The organism is Brevibacillus ruminantium, assembly GCF_023746555.1.
Lineage (GTDB): Bacteria > Bacillota > Bacilli > Brevibacillales > Brevibacillaceae > Brevibacillus > Brevibacillus ruminantium.
This window is the reverse complement of the sequence record NZ_CP098755.1, coordinates 1960788-1977039: the sequence shown is the minus strand read 5'-3', so window position 1 is coordinate 1977039 and position 16252 is coordinate 1960788. Positions and strand designations below refer to the sequence as shown.

Genomic DNA, 16252 nt, shown 5'->3' with positions numbered 1-16252 from the left:
GTATCGTTTACTTCCTTTCTACTGGGGCCCGAAGGCCAAAAATCCTCTTCTATTGTACAACTCTGGTACTAGCCAATTCAAATGGGAATCGAGGCACTCCGGCATTTTTCTGAGAAGAGGCATTTTCCGCACTGCGGCTGACGCTTTTTACAGAATTCTTTGCCGTGCTCAACGATTAGTCCGTGGAGGCGCTGCAGGTCCTGGAGCTCTTCAATTTCGGCTTGAATTGCCATGCGGATTTGCCCGTAGGTACATGATTCTCCCGTCAGGCGCAACCACAGGCGGCGCGTGTAGGCATCGCCCGAAATCGAAGGACGGTCGAGGGCATAGGCAAGGATCGTATCGGCCGTTTCTTCTCCGATACCTTTCATTGCGAGCAGTTGTCGCCGAAGCTGTTCCCCTGATTCGTTGCTCTTGCGAATAACCTCCATCCCGCCTTTTTGGACGATCCAGCGGGAAATCTGCAGCAGGCATGCGCTTTTGGCCCGTTGAAAACCGGCGGGCCGAATGATTTCCTGAAGCTCCTCGGCTGACAGGAGCAAAAGTTTTTCGGGAAAAAGTATTCCGGCTGCATCCATGCGCTCCAGCGCCTTCACCACGTTGCTCCAGTTTGTATTTTGTACGAGAATGCTGCCGACTACACGGCTGAACGGGTCTGCCATTCCCCACCAGCTCTCCACCTGAAAATCTGGGAATGCCCTCTCAAGCTGGCGGTAAATCGATTGCCACACGATCGCGTTCCCCTCCCCTCACTCGTTCATCCTGCTTCATTTGTTTTCCTTCCCCCATTGTAACCTTGTCCAGAGCCAGCAGGAAAATGAAATCAAAAAAAGCGACACTCTCGATTCGAGATGCCGCTCTTTTATTCCTTTTTCACATGTCTAGCCATCATCGGATTTGTTCTTGCCTCCACTCATCAACTCATCAACTTCATCACTACTGGTTCAGTCAAGCTTCCAAAAGCAGCATTTCCTTGCGGAGCTGCTTCAAGCGTTCGGTCGATCTGCGAACCTGTACCGTATCCTTTGCTTGCAAGGCGTCGTACAAGGTGGCCAGTTCGTAATCCAACTCCAATCGTAAAACGGGGATACGTTCTTCTGCGTCACGGCGTTTGAGGGCGGCGATCACCTGATCCATGGTCACACTGCATGCTTTTTCGTAGATCACTTTTTTCTCAGCTCCTTTTATCTCTACGATTTTGACGGCTTCCCCATACCGAATGTGCTTTACCAGTACCCCGCTGTCATGGATCATCTTCACGATCACATGACCTTTGGCCCTTTGGATAAAGCGATAAAGCACGAGGGCCATCCGGGTGTCCTGGAGTGAGCAGTCTGGCTGTTGCCATTTGTAAAAGCCGTTAACACGATCCAATCTCCATTCCGACCTGTTTTCTTGGTTGCATACGAGAAAAGAAAATTGTTCCTGTGTCTCCTTCCAGGTGACAATTGCTCCAGTGTCGACCAAAGCGTGCATCATCGCGTGCAATGTCTTGCGATCAAACCAGACAGCCAGATTGCAATACTCCAGTTCCTTCCCATCTGTCATCCTATCCCCCCATTCGCAGAATACTCAGATAAATACACCTGCTTACGGGAGTGAGTGGTATATCATATTATTCTCCATCCGCTTTTGCTATTCGTTTCTCCGTCATGTTTTTTGCTGGTGTCTTATGTTATTATATGGAGGATTCCAAGCTCTTTTGCCAAAGATATCCGCCCGTTTATACGGGCGATTCCCTACATAACGCCAGATACGAGGTGGAAAGATAACCATGTCTTTTACAGGATTTCATGAAAAAGATTTTGATGTATTTTCAATTGAGGGCCTGGATGACCGAATGCAGGGAATTATCAGTCAGATTCGTCCCAAGCTGGAATTCCTCGGTCAGCATTTCGCTGCCTCCCTGTCTGCTTTAACCGGAGAAGAGATGTTTTTTCACGTAGCCAAGCATGCACGAAGAACTGTGAATCCTCCCAATGATACCTGGGTGGCTTGGGCTGGTGACAAACGCGGATACAAGAAACACCCACATTTTCAGGTAGGCTTGTGGGGAACTCATCTGTTCGTCTGGTATGCTGTCATCTATGAATCGCCTTTTAAGGAAGGGATTAGCCAGTCTATGGCCGAGCATCTGGATGAAATCATGGCGACCATTCCCGACGATTTCCGCTGGTCACCGGATCATATGCAACCGGAAAGCACCACTCAAGCTGTCTTGGGACGGGAAGGAGTAGCGCAGATGATCGACAGACTGCAGCGTGTGAAAAAAGCCGAACTCCTTTGTGGGTTTACGATTGATCGGCATAATCCCCTACTTCGTGACGGTGACAAGCTGCTGAAGCGAATGGATGAAACGTTTTCGACTCTCGCCAAGCTGTACCAGCTCGGCAAGCAGGGCACCGTCAGCGCCTCTCGGTAGGGATTATTGAAGGTATATGCAAGAGAACAGGTCCGCTTTCATCTGAAATGCGCATGCCTGTTCTTTTGACTTTCTACCTCATCCCCGTCATCCGCGACTACTGAAAAAATTTCCAACTGTCATTCCATACTTTGGTTGAGAAAAGCCAGCCGTTCCTCAACCTCGCGGAACATGCGTTCAAACAGTGTCTGCACTCGCGGGACATCCTCGATAAGACCGATAACCTGTCCTGCCCATCCGAAGCCTTCCTGTTCGTCACCTTCGTAGATGAACCGGCGATTACGTTCCCCGCTGATGTACGGTTTTAATTCCTCAAAGCCGGCCCCTTTGCCCTCCAGCTCTAAAATCTGGTCAGAACCAGGAGTTCGTACGACTCGCGCAGGTGTTCCCAGCGTTCGTTTGATCACGGTCGTGTCATGCTCCGTTCCTTTGATCAAAGCACTCTTGTAAGCAGGGTGGGCGTGAACGCACTCTTCCGTCGCGATGAACCGCGTCCCCATCTCCACTCCCTCCGCACCAAGTGCAAGCGCTGCCACTATGCCTCGACCGTCACCAATCCCGCCGCTTGCCAGCACAGGGATGCGGACAGAATCGACTACACGCGGGATCAGCACGAAAGTTCCGATGTCGTCTCGTCCGAGATGGCCGCCACCTTCTTGGCCCACAGCCATGACAGCATCCGCCCCGATTGACTCGGCTTTTTGCGCTTGGCGAACGGAAGCTACCAGCACCAGCGTTTTCACATCAAGACCTTCTGTTCGCCTGATCAGTGGCTCGGGATTTCCTCCCGTTACGGAAATCACCTTGATGCCTTCCTCCAATGCCGCATCCAGCATCGATTCATAGGGACGTCCGTGCTGACCGATGGCAAAATTGACGCCAAACGGCTTGTCTGTGAGACTTTTGATTTTGCGAATCTCTTCTCGCAAGGCTTCGGGAGAGGGCAAAGACATAGCCGTAATTTGTCCCAGGCCGCCTGCATTGGAGACAGCAGCAGCCAGATCGGCATACGCCAGATAGGCCAATCCCCCTTGAACGACTGGATACTTTACCTGAAGAAGTTCCGTTACTCTTGTTTTCATAAGGGCTTCACCTCACACACTCATTCACTTCTCGGCCAAGCGGAGAACTCCTGCCCGATCGATCAATTTTGGATGAAAAATTCGCTTGCTTTCCCCCTTCATTTTGCTATACTCAATTTGTTTGTTTTTTACCCTTTATTTCTTTTGCAAAGTGAGGCGATCATATGAGACAAAAGAGAACTCCTCTGTTTAGCGGGTTGCTGGAGCACGCTCGAAAGAACCCCATTCAATTTCACATCCCTGGTCATAAAAAGGGCATGGGCATGCACCCGGATTTCCGCACATTTATGGGAGACAATGCTCTGTCGATTGACCTCATCAACATTGCCCCTTTGGATGACCTTCATCATCCCAAGGCAATGATCAAGGAAGCACAAGAGCTTGCCGCTGAAGCGTTCGGCGCTGATCATACCTTTTTTTCCGTGCAGGGAACAAGCGGTGCCATCATGGCTATGATCATGGCTACCTGCAACCCTGGCGACAAAATTATCGTCCCTCGCAATGTCCACAAATCGATAATGGCTGCCATTATTTTTGCTGGAGCGATCCCTATTTTTATTCATCCAGTGATGGACGAGCGCTTGGGCATTTCTCACGGGATTACCGTGAAGGCTGTACAGAAAGCGTTGCAAAAACATCCCGATGCCGCTGCACTGCTGGTAATCAATCCTACCTATTTTGGCATCGCAGGAGATCTAAGGGAAATCGTGCGTACGGCCCATAACTATGAAATACCTGTCTTGGTGGATGAAGCACATGGCGTGCATATTCATTTTCACGAGGAGCTTCCCATTTCCGCCATGCAAGCAGGTGCGGATATGGCTGCTACCAGCGTACACAAGCTGGGCGGCTCTTTGACCCAAACCTCGATTCTGAACGTCCGCGAAGGATTGGTTGACGTGGATCGGGTCAAGACTGTCATGAGCATGCTGACGACGACCTCAACCTCGTATATCCTGTTGGCCTCTCTGGACATGGCCCGGCAGCATATGGCCATCAACGGCAGAATGCTGACCGATACAGCGATGACGATGGCAAATAAGGCACGGGAGATGATCAATGAAATTCCGCGGATTCACTGTGTCGGCAGGGAAATTCTCGGAACACCCGCTACTTTTGCCATGGACCCGACCAAGCTGTTGATTCACGTTCGCGATCTGGGCATCACGGGTTGGGAAGTGGAAAACTGGCTTCGCTCGAAATACAATATCGAGGTCGAGATGAGCGATCTGTACAATATACTTTGCTTCGTGACAGCCGGAGATACCGAGGAATCCATCCAGGCGCTGGTTCATGCGCTGCGTGATCTTTCTGTAGAATTTGCTCACGCTCAAGCAGAGGATAAACCTACGATTGCCCTGCCCAAGATTCCCATCCTGTCCATGACTCCGCGCGATGCCTTTTATGCGGAAACGGAGACAATTCCCTTGGTGGAAGCCGTCGGACGTGTCATTACGGAATTCATCATGGTCTATCCTCCAGGCATCCCGATCTTTTTGCCGGGAGAGATGATCAGCGAAGAAAATATTACCTATATTCAAGAGAATATCCGCGTAGGCCTTCCCGTACAGGGACCAGAGGATGAAACGCTGCAAACTGTGAAGGTCGTCAAGCGCCAGACAGCCATCTCTTGATAATAAAACTGCCGACCCTTTCGTGGAGCGGCAGTTTTTCTTTGGTCGACTGTTTTCTGATATGATAAGGAAAAGTGGGAATACTTGGAGGATTATACCCATGCCTGATTGGTCCTATCAAACGCTGTTCCGTCCGTTTCTTTTTTCTCTGCCAGCGAGAGTGGCCCGGCAATTGACACTGAATGCGATTGGGACGCTGGCAAAATGTCCCGGAGGCCCTTCAATCATTGAACTGATGGGGCATATGAAGCCGCCTGCTGAACTTGGGCGGGAGCATTGGGGAATCACCTTTTCAACTCCTGTCGGTCTGGGGGCAGGACTTGACCCAGATGCCCGGGCACTGTCTGCTTTGTCGCAATTTGGCTTTGGCTATGTGGAATTGGGCCCCGTAACCAGGGATGCAATCGCAGAAGCGGAACCGATCCTTCGGCATGTACAAGAGGCCTCTCTCTTTTATCCCGTTCCCAGGGCGAATACAGGTGTTAAGCAACTAATTGAACGTCTTAAAAAAAGCAAGCGGGTAGATGTTCCGCTCGGAGCGCGACTTTCTTTTCAACCGGGCTCCTCCCCGCAGGAAGCAGCACTGGAGCGCAGGGAAATGATGGAGATGCTTTCACCCTATTGCCAGTTCTTTACTTTGGATACAAGCCAGCAATGTCTCCATGATGGCTGGGATCAGGCAGGTTGGAGGGAGCACCTCGCTTTGCTCTCCCACGAAACTACCGTCCCCATGCTGCTTGTGTTGACGCCCGGCATCTCACCAGAAGATGCAGAATGCCTACTGGAGTCCGCTCTGCAGGCAGGGATCGCCGGTGTTCTGGTTTCAGGCGGCCTTCCGGCTACATCGTCTTCTCAAAGTGCGTCGGAGGACACACCCAATCATCATCTGTGCCATGGTTATCTCACGGGCGGCCCTACCAAAGAAAAAAGCATTGCGCTGGTTCAGTGGATTCGCAATCGGTATCCGGATATGCCCATCATCGGTTCTGGAGGGATCATCGAACCGGCCGATGCACTCGATTTTTATCGAGCCGGAGCTGATTTTGTACAGCTTCACAGTGGCCTGGTCTTTTCCGGCCCCGGCCTCCCCAAACGGATCAATGAAGCTGTATGGCAAAACACCTGTCCAGAGCAGATTAAGACAGAGGCTTCGTCGACATTCTCACTGCGAAACAGTTGGCGCTGGCTTGCCGGTGTCCTGCTTGGGATCGGGATGATCGCAGGGGGAGCGCTCGCTCTCCTGGTTGCTGTGACCAGTGTCGTCCTTCCTTATGATGAGGCATTTTTGGGTATGCGCGCGGATGAGCTTGCCCTGGCCAACCCGCAGATTTTGCCGTTTATGTCCCATGATCGAATCAGTTTGGCCGGCACGATGATCTCCATCGGTGTCCTCTATAGCCTGTTGTCTGGATTTGGTTTACGCCGTCACTTGCACTGGGCAAGACAGACATTGCTGGCATCCGGAACAATTGGATTTCTCAGCTTTTTTCTGTTTATCGGGTACGGCTATTTTGATATCTTGCACGCCGTTTTAGCCCTGTTGTTACTCCCCTTCTTCTTGCTGTCCTTGACGCAATCAGCGGATAAACAGCTAACACGTCTGCCTCCACAAGTCTTTAATGATGCGGACTGGCGAAGAAGTCTGTGGGGACAGCTCCTTTTTGTCATCATCGGCTGCGGTTTGACCGGCGCGGGGCTGGTCATTTCGCTCATCGGCATTACCCATGTATTCGTCCCTCAGGATTTGGCTTTTTTATGTGCCACTCCTGAACTTTTAGCAGCCTATAATGACCGCCTGATTCCTTTGATCGCCCACGATCGGGCCGGATTTGGCGGCGCCCTGTTTTCTGTGGGAATCGCTGTGCTTTTGATCAGCCTCTGGGGATTTCGCCAGGGGGAGGCTTGGGTCTGGTGGGCATTGTTTCTCGGGGGGTTGCCCGGCTTCACTTCGGGAATCGGCATTCATTTCGCTGTGGGGTATACCGACTTTCTTCATTTGCTGCCCGCATATGTAGGCGCGTTGCTTTTTTTACTCGCCCTTGCGCTCACCTATCCGTATTTTTGTCTACCGAAGCTACGCCGGGACACTGATGTACGGTAAGAAAAAAGCAGGCATTCGGGAATGTCCCGTTTGCCTGCTTTTCTTATCACTTATATGCTCGGATCACAATTTGGTCGACAGGAGATTGCTCGATCAAATCGAAAAGCAGATCTGTATCGTTCAGTCCTGTCATAAAGAGAATGCTTTTCTCTTTGCTAGTGCCTGTGTTAAATACAAAGTACAGTTTGGACAGATCATAGCGAACGATTTCGTCGATAAAATCATCATCCTGCAAGGCAGCCATCAATTTATAATCTCTGTAATCGCCAGGCTGTACCCCGCCGTTGTCATCATCATCGTCATCATCGTCATAACGCGGTCTGTCGAATTCGCTGGTGTAGACAGCCGGTGTGGAATTTCGGTTATCAATCCAAACCAGTCGGTTTCCGCCAATACGAGGTTGATCCACCTTGGCTTTCTCAGACCACAACTCGTCCAAATAGGAATCGCTGTCCATGTCATAGAGTTCGTAATAGTAATCTGTCGATTTGTTGGACATGCGATTGTCCTTAAAGAAAATCACATTTCGGGATGCTTGCGGTTCGATCTGATCTTTATCGTTATAACGGAGGACCAGATTGGTGCGCTGACGATCGATGTCATAATAGAACAGATCGTAAGAGCGGGTCGAGTTGGAGTATTCGCTCCACACCACAAAATCGTCTCCCAGACTTGCGCCTTCGATTTCGATATTTCTACGAACTTCTTCTTCGCGACCGCGGTCGAAATCATAGAGGATGACCGTTGCGTCACGAGAACCGCCATGTACCCACAGCGCGTAGTTTTCGTTGAGGTCAAGACTGAGCGGTTCATCCCGGAGTGAATCCAGATTTGTTGTCCTGCCAGTAGATAAATCGGTCAGCATAATATCGTAACGACGGCCGTAGTCGACCCAGAGCAGTTTATTTCCTGCAAGCTCATACATTTTGTAGTCCGGAGATGCATTACGGTCTACAGCTCTCTCCAGCTTGCCCGTACGAATGTTGTATGACATCAGCGTCTCATCGTCTTCATCATACCAGACGACATAGGGGCTGCTAACCAGCGGACGGCTCGCCTGCGTGTTGGCCTTGCTGATCACCTTGCTTTTCTTGTTCTTCAGATCGTGGAGAACGACACTCGCCTCTCTGCGAGCCTCGTTTATGTAGACAACATAGCGATCATCACCGGCTGGCTGCGTCGGCTCACCCGCCATTCCGCCGATTTGAACGAGATCGTCTTCATCCGTATCATACAGATAGACCATCATATTTTGGTCATCGTCTCTTTTGATAAAAATGATATAATCTTCAGCCATACGCGGTGCGACTCTGTGATAGACATCCTTGACGATCACTTTGGCATCTGCTCGGCTGACTTTCCCGAAATACAATTTGTTATTGTTTGTGTACATGTAGGTATTGCTGTAAATCTGCGGCTGCAAGTTATCTCCGGAGTCATCCGACAGTCGTTTGTCTCTGGTGCTGCCAATCTCGTGAAGATAGATATTGACCTCGCTGCCTTTGTGGTTCTCATAGACGATCTCATCCAGGTAAATGGATGGGTTGGTCTGATCCCCCGATTCAACAACTGCCGGTAATTCTTTGTTTCTGCTGATATCGTAATAATAGATATCTGCGTTTCTATCACGTCTGTCTTCCCACGCTACATAGGAGCCGGATACTGTCGGATTAGTGGCACGGCCGCTGGAGGATACTCGTTTTTCAGTACCGTTCTTGATATCGTAGAGATAGATGTTGCCATCACGTTTATCTGACCAGACAAGCATGTTTTCCGCTAAATCAAGTCGTTCCGCGCTAACCTTTCCGGTTGTCACCCTTGTCTCTTTTTTCCGATCGATATCATAAAGATAGACATCCCCATCACCGTGGCGGTCATCAATCCAAGCCACGTATTTTCCGTCTACTCTGGGTTCTTTCTTCCCGGAAGATTTGTCCCCGATTTTGCTCTCGGATCGATTGTGAATGTCATACAGGGTAATCGTTTTTTCTCCCGATACGATCCAAACCGCATAATCATGGGAAACGTCAATTCCTGCACTGGATACAGACGGTTGAGCCGCATCGACTCGAATTTCACTTGCGGCGAAAGCCGATGTTCCGCCCCACAGGGAAGTTACCAGCAATACTGCTGCCATCAATCCCCGGATGCGTCCTCGCTTCATGAAAATATTCCCCCTCGTTCAACAATTTTCATTCTTATCTATTATCCTCTATCCGGAAAGCATTGTCAAAAAAAAACAGACACTTTCGACAAGCGTCTGTGGTCTAACGATTCATTCTATTTTTTCTCTGATTTGCTTTTGTGCCGGCAATCAGTTTGGCATACACCATAAAGTGTCTTCACCTGATTGCTCTCAAAATGCGCGATAATCTGCCCACAGCCTTGACATACGATCGTCCCCATTTTGCGCAATCCCCCTGACATTGATTCTGCAGATCGTTACGCTGTCACCCTCTGTTGCTTGCCACACAGATGGTTTCGCTTTCATCATCTTATTTCAAATAATAATACGTCATATTGTGGGTGTCAACAGAAAATGGTGTATATTTTTAATTCTATTAGTATGTCACATTTACAATCCATGCTCTCTCATCCAATGTATGATCCATGCCATAATTTCTTCTTTCTCCGGTTCATTCAGCAGTTCATGCCGCAATCCGGGATATCTGCGAAACGCGACTTCACCCGGTAATCCAGCAACAAAGCGCTCGACCGCATCCGCATCGACCAACTCATCATCACCTGCTTGCATGATGAGTGCAGGCAGGGTCAACTGCTTCTGATTCTGCCACGCTTCCTCCATCGCCCGATGCAATTCCTGATACCAGCGCACACTTACCTTCGGGTATTGCCAGGGATCGACTTCATATGATTTTTGTACCTGCGGATCCCGGGTGACCATTTCAGGCGTGATCCCGCTGGCCATTCGCAGTGTCGGCCAGCTTTTGTCAAGCCATCCGGCCAAACGTGCCTTCCAGGGGGCAACAGGTATTTTCAGGCGAAGACAAGGAGAGCTGAGAATCACGCCGGCGAGCTGCCCGTTTCGGTCAAAACTCTGAAGATAACGGACTGCGACCAGTCCTCCCATACTGTGGCCCAGCAGAAAAACCGGACGTCCTCCTGCTGCCTGTTCAAGCGTTCGTGCAACCCACTCTTCTACGGCAGCGAGATACTGCGAAAATTGCTCAATATGCCCTTTCCTGCCAGGGGAACGGCCCCATCCCGGAAGGTCGCCGCTAATCACTTCCACACCATTTTCCCTCAGCGCTTCTGCCACGTGGGTGTATCTGCCATGATGCTCTCCTGCTCCATGAATCAAGACGACAGACGCACGCGGCTGCTCAACCGGCCATTTATGTGAATACCAGTCCATCGGATCTCCCTCCTTTTTTTGCAGGATACCACGAATCGTGGCCAGATGTCAGATACTTGTTTTTCTCCACAAAAAATGAGCAGAAGCGTACTTCTGCTCATCCGTTAGTATTGATTTTCTTCAAAGGGCAAGGACGGTAAACAATCCTGGAAAAAGTTCGCCAACATTTCTGCTTCTTCCGTGCAATCCAAGCGGAAAATCTTCTTTAGATACTCGGGGTTTACCGCGTCATCGGAAGCGAGAAGGGTAGATTGCCCAGTCTGCATACAGATGACCAATGGCTTTCCATAAAACTTGTTCGTGTAAACGATTCCGAAATCATGTCGGGTCCGTTCCGTGACGAAACCGAAAAAACGTACATTGGCATTCTCGGCGACGTCATACAAGTGGTCATAGCGTTCCATCAGCAATCCCTCCTCTGGATATGATGATCCGAGATATTACGAATATTCGGATACTTTATCATTATAACATAACTCCGAGGAGGTTTCCAGTTTTCATTTTTACATACAGAAATTGGATGGTGCTCAAATAATCATGGAATGCCGCTCCGGAACACGGTCTTCGCCTTCCTGAATCCAGCGCACTTTTTCCGCTCCGTGTAGAGATTGGGCAACAAATGACAGGCATTCAAAGAACAGTTCTACAACGGCTGGACTGTACCTTTCCTCCAGCTTCTCCAGTGCATATGTGAGACGAAAGATCGAAGGGACTCTCTGTCTGCTGATCTCAATCACTTCTCTTCCTTTTCGGGTCGGGTATACGTGGACCACGCGGCCGTCTGATTCCGATTTTTCGATCATCACCATGTTTTTTTCCACCAGTTTTTTGATGTGGATCACGATCGAGGAAGGATGCCAAAATGTCCATTCGGCGATTTGAGTAACCCTGACTCCTTCGTAACAGTATATGATCCAGAGAATATTCAGTTGTACGGACGAATCCAGTTCGGCTTCTTTCGCCGCCTTCTCCCAGTCCTCTTTATTCACAACATCTATCGCACGCATGGTATTTAGTGTTTCATAGATATTTCGAATCGAAACCTCCTGCATGTTGCTCTCCCCTCCACTACCATTTGTCGTCCTCTAAAGCTGTACCGCGCTACAAAATCGTAAATACATTTTACACTTTTCTGAAAAAACTCGCAATTGTTTTCCCTCTTGATTGATACATTGCCAAAGAGTGGCAGGAATGCTACACTAAATCGAAGGAGATTCCGGGACTAGGAGTGAATGCAAACGTGAATCTGCAGTCAGCATACATATATTTAGTCGATGGTTCCACTGCCAGCGAAACCTCTCTGGATGATGTCAAGGCAAAATTGCAGCACTATGTCGACATGACCAAGAAAACGGGCCAACAGCTCGGCTGGACTTATGCCGATGCCGCTTTCCCTTATACCATCGAAGAACGACCCGAGGGCAAAGATGCTTGGGTGCTGCTTCGCGGGAAAGATCCCAGTACCTACAAAGCCATTATTGTCGGAGTAGGCAAAGGTGAGAAAAACGGCAAAGAGCATTCGTATATCCAAGTATCTCTGCCGGAATCGGCTACTCATGGCGACAAAAACAAGGCAAATGAGTTTTGCCGCTATCTGGCACGCACTTATAAAGCAGAGCTGCATTTGTTCAACAATCGCGTTCAATACTTCCAACCACGCAAACCATAACCTTCATCTCTCACTTGCAAACAACAGTCGGCGTACAGCCGGCTGTTTTTATTCTCTGAATTATCGCCCTTTCGCAATGCAAGCACATCAATGGATTCCCCCTGCAGTTTGGTTTTACATAAAAATATCCGTCTGGGCGGTACTGGCGGTCGCACTGCGCTTACTCGACAAGCAACGGAACATGCCTTGAAAGAATGCAAAAAAAGGCTCTCCTGCTGGAGAGCCTTGCTTCATGCGTACGTCGATCAAATCAATTGAGATCGAGACAGCGAATAAAATCTTCCATCAACCATCCGGATTCCCAAATCTACGCAATACTGCAATCCTTGGGTGACTCCGTACAAAATCCATTCAGAGGATCGATGGTTAATGTCAAAATCTGTATAAAGATCAGTGCCGTCATTACGAATCTCGTTGCGGTCCGTCAGATCAAAGAGGCGGAGTACGAATGGCAATTCAGCAAATGGAATGGCGTATTTGCGCTCCATTTCCTGCTCAAACTCTTTTGTCATATGCCATTTTGCCAGAATAGACTGCTCATCTTTCCAGGCGATTTGAATACTCGGGCCGTCAATGTCCGTGGATGACCGCGGGGGATTTGTCTCCATTCGCTCCCATCGTTCCTTTCTCTCGTGTACTTGCTTACAGCTGCTTCAATGAAATGATAAGGATTTGCACCCATTATATCATGCTTGGCGGAATTATGGAAACGCATCCAAGCCCGATAATTTATCTCCCGACAATAAAGCTGTTTTCTCCAACCGTTATGAACTGATCAAAATTCTCTGTTTTCATTTGAACTTGTACTTTATAAGTGCCATACTGCTCTAGCTTTGTCGAAATAAATGGGACATTAAAGTAAAAGCTGTTGTAGTTTACTGTGGAATGCTTCAAGGTCTCACTTTTATCCACTTCTTTTCCATCTGGACCGATCAGTACTACTTGCATTCGCAGATCCTTGGCTACAGGGGCTTCATCTACCTCGAAAAAAACGTTAAAGGTACGAGGAACATCTTTGTCACTGTATCCCTTGATTGGGTTGCTAAACACCACGTTGTTGTTTCGGCTTTTCTGTACGCCCTCCAAAATCAGAACGTTCACATTGGGCTTGATAATTTCCATTTTTCCCGATCGTTTATCGTACTGAACAAATCCACCCATGTGATTAATCAATTCTTCCATCGAAGCTGATGTGGATTCTGGCAATTCACTCACAATCCGTTCTCCGCCCAGGAATATTCGCAACGCACCTTCACCCAAGGCCGTGCTACTCCCCACACCTGCAACTGCCAGCACCAGAAGGGCAGACAACCACGTTTTTTTCATGACTCAAACCTCCAATATGTTTGCGCCTATGCGCTTGTTTGCTTCCGTTTTTCATCCCATAAATTTATACGCCTAAGGGGTCAAATAGTTGTGGTAAACGGAGAAGTTTTTTCAACACTATCCACAATATCCACAAAATCCACAGTAGCCCTTTTCTGGATTTTCCTGCCTCCTTGTGGATAATGGTCTGCAGCAGCAAGGAGGTGAGTTTTACACAAAAAACGACCGCAAACGGGTCGTTTTTCTTCTTGGCAAATGGGGAATTTATTCCGAACACACAAGCTGCATTTTTTGATTGGACAGCCACGAAAAATAGCTTGTAACAACGTCTATTGCTACCTGAATGGCCTCTTCATCTGGCTCGATTTTGCTGTGGTGAAGACCATATGGCGTATCTGCCCCCAACCAGAACATGAAGCCGGGGATTTCTCCCAAAAGGAAGCCAAAATCTTCTCCCGTCATCGCTTCCGAGCAGTGGACAAGAGTGTAATCCGGCTGCTTTTCACGCATCCAGTCCATAAATGCAAGCGTCAGCTTCTCATCATTGTACACCTGTGCATAACCGCAGCCATAGTCAATCTGGGCTTCGCACTCAAATCCGGCCTCCAGCCCTTTGACCAGTGCTTCGATGCGTCTTTTTACCCGCTGCATCGAATCCATGGAAAACGTGCGAATCGTCCCTTCCAGGCGGGCTCGCTCCGCGATGATGTTCTGTCTTGTCCCGCCCTCAATTTTGCCAATCGTAATCACTGCAGAATCGAGTGGATCAATATTTCGCGAGATGACGGACTGCAGCTGTGTCACCAAATGACTGGCGGCTACGACCATGTCGTTGGCTTTGTGCGGAAAAGCTGCATGTCCCCCTTTTCCGACCAGATCGATCATCAGCTCTGAGGTATTCGCAAATAAAATGCCCGGCTTGGTGGCAATATGGCCGACCGGATACTCCGGAGCGATATGCAGGGCGAAGATGTAATCAGGCCGCCACTCGCGAAACTCCTCGCTTTCCATCAATGGTTTAGCACCGCCTGGTCCTTCCTCTGCCGGCTGAAATACAAACAAAAGATCATCGGCGATCGGGTTCTGGACAAAATGTGTCAAAATCCCCAGGCCAATCGCCATATGCATATCATGTCCGCATGCGTGCATGAACCCTTCATGGGTGGAACGAAAGTCGTAGGAGGTTTCCTCCGTGATCGGCAGTCCATCCATATCCGCACGCCAAGCAATCAGCTTTTTCGGATTCAAGCCCGCCACCTTGACGAGGATTCCTGTTTTCCAAGTCTTGATCTGTATACGCTCGGCAGGGAGCTGCTCCAGATAGTCCAAAAGATAGCGCTGTGTTTTAAACTCGGCAAATCCAGGCTCGGGAATCTGGTGTAAATCTCTGCGAATTCGGGCAAACGTCGATAATGTCACTTTTCTACGCCTCCCTTCCCGCTGGCAGCTTTTCTATTTCACTGGTAAACACCTGTAGAAAACGGTCGACATCCTCCCGCTTCAGTGTCAGCGGAGGCAGCAGGCGGACAATGGTTTTCTGTGTTACATCTACCAAAATCCCCTGCCCAAGCAGATTTTGTTGCAGACGGCTGGTATCTTCCGGCGAGACGCTGAGCGGAATTCCCACCATCATGCCTTTTCCGCGGAGTGACTGAAGCTGCTGTGGAAATCTCGTCCGAAGCTCTTCAAGACCATTCCAGAGATAGGCAATCACCTCGCGCAGATGCTCGTCAAATGCAGGGTCCAAAAGCTCGTCCAATACCGCGTTTCCAAGTGCAGCAGAGAGCGGTGAAGGGGCAAATGTTGTACCGTGATCACCTGGTTTGAACAAATCCTGCAGCTTGCTGCCCGCAATCACGCCGCCCAACGGGAGACCTCCCCCCGCCCCTTTTGCAAATAAAATGAGGTCGGGTATAACATCGGCTTGTTGGTAAGCAAACAGGGTACCGGTCCGCCCCATACCGGTCTGAATCTCGTCAATCGCAAGCAGGGTGCCGGTTTCCCTGCAAATTTCTGCTGCGCCTTTCAGATACGCCTCCGAGAGAGGGACAACACCGCCTGAGCCCAAAACCGGTTCCATCAAGACGGCAGCCGGCTTCTGCTCCCTGCACACAACGCGCAGCTGCTCCAAATCCTCTGCATCCATTTCGTACACAGGAAAGGCAGGCTGCGGAAAATCCTGATACACATGCGGCTGTCTGGTGAGTCGCAGGGCACCCAAGGTCCGGCCGTGAAAGCTGTTTTTCATAACTGCGACTCCTGCTCTGCCCGTTCCCTCGGACACCGTCCATTTATGAATCAGCTTAATCGCTGCCTCTGTCGCTTCGGCACCGGAGTTGGTAAAGAAGACTTTTCCCGGAATGGTTCGTTCAATCAGTCTTTGCGCCAGCTTGATCGCCGGCGGATTGAGAAATACGTTGGAAATATGGAGAAAACTCTCGCCTTGTTCCCGCAGTGCCCGGAGGATGCGGGGATGCGAATGGCCCAGGATGTTAACAGCAAGTCCGGTGAAAAGGTCCAGGTATCCCTTTCCATCGGTGTCATAAAGATAATTGCCTTCCCCTTTGGCGATCGCGATCGGCAGTCTTTTATATGTGGAGACGATGTAATGTTCATCAAGAGAACGCCAGTCCATGCCTATC

16 protein-coding genes are annotated in these 16252 nt (G+C 49.5%); 4 read left to right on the top strand and 12 right to left on the bottom strand.

The features are described 5' to 3' along the window. Positions 1-77: 77 nt before the first annotated feature. Positions 78-731 (bottom strand): endonuclease III domain-containing protein, encoded by a 654-nt coding sequence (locus NDK47_RS09645; RefSeq protein WP_251874608.1) that lies wholly within the window; start codon positions 729-731, stop codon positions 78-80. A gap of 217 nt (positions 732-948) precedes the next feature. Beyond that, a complete protein-coding gene (locus tag NDK47_RS09640; RefSeq protein WP_251874607.1) occupies positions 949-1548 on the bottom strand; it encodes a hypothetical protein in 600 nt (199 codons plus the stop codon). A gap of 226 nt (positions 1549-1774) precedes the next feature. Here NDK47_RS09640 and NDK47_RS09635 point away from each other — a divergent pair, with 226 nt between their 5' ends. Then, the gene (locus NDK47_RS09635; protein ID WP_251874606.1) at positions 1775-2422 is read left to right on the top strand and encodes a YktB family protein; all 648 of its coding nucleotides are present in this window, start codon (positions 1775-1777) and stop codon (positions 2420-2422) included. 119 nt (positions 2423-2541) lie between these two features. On the opposite strand, the gene NDK47_RS09630 is transcribed toward NDK47_RS09635, so the two are convergent. After that, positions 2542-3504 (bottom strand): NAD(P)H-dependent flavin oxidoreductase, encoded by a 963-nt coding sequence (locus NDK47_RS09630; RefSeq protein ID WP_251874605.1) that lies wholly within the window; start codon positions 3502-3504, stop codon positions 2542-2544. Positions 3505-3668: 164 nt separating this feature from the next. On the opposite strand from NDK47_RS09630, the gene NDK47_RS09625 reads away from it, so the two are divergent. Then, positions 3669-5138, top strand: a complete 1470-nt coding sequence (locus NDK47_RS09625; protein ID WP_251874604.1) for an aminotransferase class I/II-fold pyridoxal phosphate-dependent enzyme — start codon at positions 3669-3671, stop codon at positions 5136-5138. A 100-nt stretch (positions 5139-5238) separates the two neighbouring features. Continuing rightward, the gene (locus tag NDK47_RS09620; protein ID WP_251874603.1) at positions 5239-7239 is read left to right on the top strand and encodes a dihydroorotate dehydrogenase; all 2001 of its coding nucleotides are present in this window, start codon (positions 5239-5241) and stop codon (positions 7237-7239) included. Positions 7240-7285: 46 nt separating this feature from the next. Here the strand turns inward: NDK47_RS09620 and NDK47_RS09615 are convergent, their stop codons facing one another. The 5 genes from NDK47_RS09615 to NDK47_RS09595 all read right to left on the bottom strand — a co-directional run bounded on the left by NDK47_RS09615 (position 7286) and on the right by NDK47_RS09595 (position 11667). Further along, a complete protein-coding gene (locus NDK47_RS09615; protein ID WP_251874602.1) occupies positions 7286-9403 on the bottom strand; it encodes a TolB-like translocation protein in 2118 nt (705 codons plus the stop codon). A gap of 116 nt (positions 9404-9519) precedes the next feature. Beyond that, complete coding sequence (locus NDK47_RS09610) at positions 9520-9645, bottom strand: GapA-binding peptide SR1P (RefSeq protein WP_251874601.1); 126 nt, start codon at positions 9643-9645, stop codon at positions 9520-9522. Positions 9646-9814: 169 nt separating this feature from the next. Further along, positions 9815-10615, bottom strand: coding sequence for an alpha/beta hydrolase (locus tag NDK47_RS09605; protein WP_251874600.1), 801 nt, complete (start codon positions 10613-10615; stop codon positions 9815-9817). A 104-nt stretch (positions 10616-10719) separates the two neighbouring features. Beyond that, entirely contained in the window at positions 10720-11019 is a 300-nt protein-coding gene (locus tag NDK47_RS09600) for a DUF3055 domain-containing protein (protein ID WP_251874599.1), read from the bottom strand. A 123-nt stretch (positions 11020-11142) separates the two neighbouring features. After that, complete coding sequence (locus tag NDK47_RS09595; RefSeq protein ID WP_251874598.1) at positions 11143-11667, bottom strand: MarR family winged helix-turn-helix transcriptional regulator; 525 nt, start codon at positions 11665-11667, stop codon at positions 11143-11145. 188 nt (positions 11668-11855) lie between these two features. On the opposite strand from NDK47_RS09595, the gene NDK47_RS09590 reads away from it, so the two are divergent. Continuing rightward, positions 11856-12284, top strand: coding sequence for a DUF1885 family protein (locus tag NDK47_RS09590; protein ID WP_251874597.1), 429 nt, complete (start codon positions 11856-11858; stop codon positions 12282-12284). A gap of 245 nt (positions 12285-12529) precedes the next feature. On the opposite strand, the gene NDK47_RS09585 is transcribed toward NDK47_RS09590, so the two are convergent. The 4 genes from NDK47_RS09585 to NDK47_RS09570 form a co-directional block, all read right to left on the bottom strand. Beyond that, positions 12530-12892 (bottom strand): DUF4912 domain-containing protein, encoded by a 363-nt coding sequence (locus tag NDK47_RS09585; protein WP_251874596.1) that lies wholly within the window; start codon positions 12890-12892, stop codon positions 12530-12532. 121 nt (positions 12893-13013) lie between these two features. Continuing rightward, positions 13014-13610: a hypothetical protein gene (locus tag NDK47_RS09580; protein WP_251874595.1), complete on the bottom strand. Its 597-nt coding sequence runs from the start codon at positions 13608-13610 to the stop codon at positions 13014-13016. Positions 13611-13874: 264 nt separating this feature from the next. After that, complete coding sequence (locus tag NDK47_RS09575; RefSeq protein WP_251874594.1) at positions 13875-15029, bottom strand: N-acetyldiaminopimelate deacetylase; 1155 nt, start codon at positions 15027-15029, stop codon at positions 13875-13877. A gap of 4 nt (positions 15030-15033) precedes the next feature. Then, positions 15034-16245 carry an aspartate aminotransferase family protein gene (locus tag NDK47_RS09570; protein ID WP_251874593.1) on the bottom strand — a complete coding sequence of 404 codons (1212 nt, stop codon included), beginning with the start codon at positions 16243-16245 and terminating at the stop codon, positions 15034-15036. Between the last annotated feature and the right edge of the window lie 7 nt (positions 16246-16252).

Excerpts from the sequence above, each read along its gene's own strand:
- NDK47_RS09640 (WP_251874607.1), bottom strand. The coding sequence starts at position 1,548 with ATGACAGATGGGAAGGAACTGGAGTATTGCAATCTGGCTGTCTGGTTT.
- NDK47_RS09635 (WP_251874606.1), top strand. The coding sequence starts at position 1,775 with ATGTCTTTTACAGGATTTCATGAAAAAGATTTTGATGTATTTTCAATT.
- NDK47_RS09630 (WP_251874605.1), bottom strand. The coding sequence starts at position 3,504 with ATGAAAACAAGAGTAACGGAACTTCTTCAGGTAAAGTATCCAGTCGTT.
- NDK47_RS09625 (WP_251874604.1), top strand. The coding sequence starts at position 3,669 with ATGAGACAAAAGAGAACTCCTCTGTTTAGCGGGTTGCTGGAGCACGCT.
- NDK47_RS09620 (WP_251874603.1), top strand. The coding sequence starts at position 5,239 with ATGCCTGATTGGTCCTATCAAACGCTGTTCCGTCCGTTTCTTTTTTCT.
- NDK47_RS09615 (WP_251874602.1), bottom strand. The coding sequence starts at position 9,403 with ATGAAGCGAGGACGCATCCGGGGATTGATGGCAGCAGTATTGCTGGTA.
- NDK47_RS09610 (WP_251874601.1), bottom strand. The coding sequence starts at position 9,645 with ATGGGGACGATCGTATGTCAAGGCTGTGGGCAGATTATCGCGCATTTT.
- NDK47_RS09605 (WP_251874600.1), bottom strand. The coding sequence starts at position 10,615 with ATGGACTGGTATTCACATAAATGGCCGGTTGAGCAGCCGCGTGCGTCT.
- NDK47_RS09600 (WP_251874599.1), bottom strand. The coding sequence starts at position 11,019 with ATGGAACGCTATGACCACTTGTATGACGTCGCCGAGAATGCCAATGTA.
- NDK47_RS09595 (WP_251874598.1), bottom strand. The coding sequence starts at position 11,667 with ATGCAGGAGGTTTCGATTCGAAATATCTATGAAACACTAAATACCATG.
- NDK47_RS09585 (WP_251874596.1), bottom strand. The coding sequence starts at position 12,892 with ATGGAGACAAATCCCCCGCGGTCATCCACGGACATTGACGGCCCGAGT.
- NDK47_RS09580 (WP_251874595.1), bottom strand. The coding sequence starts at position 13,610 with ATGAAAAAAACGTGGTTGTCTGCCCTTCTGGTGCTGGCAGTTGCAGGT.
- NDK47_RS09570 (WP_251874593.1), bottom strand. The coding sequence starts at position 16,245 with ATGGACTGGCGTTCTCTTGATGAACATTACATCGTCTCCACATATAAA.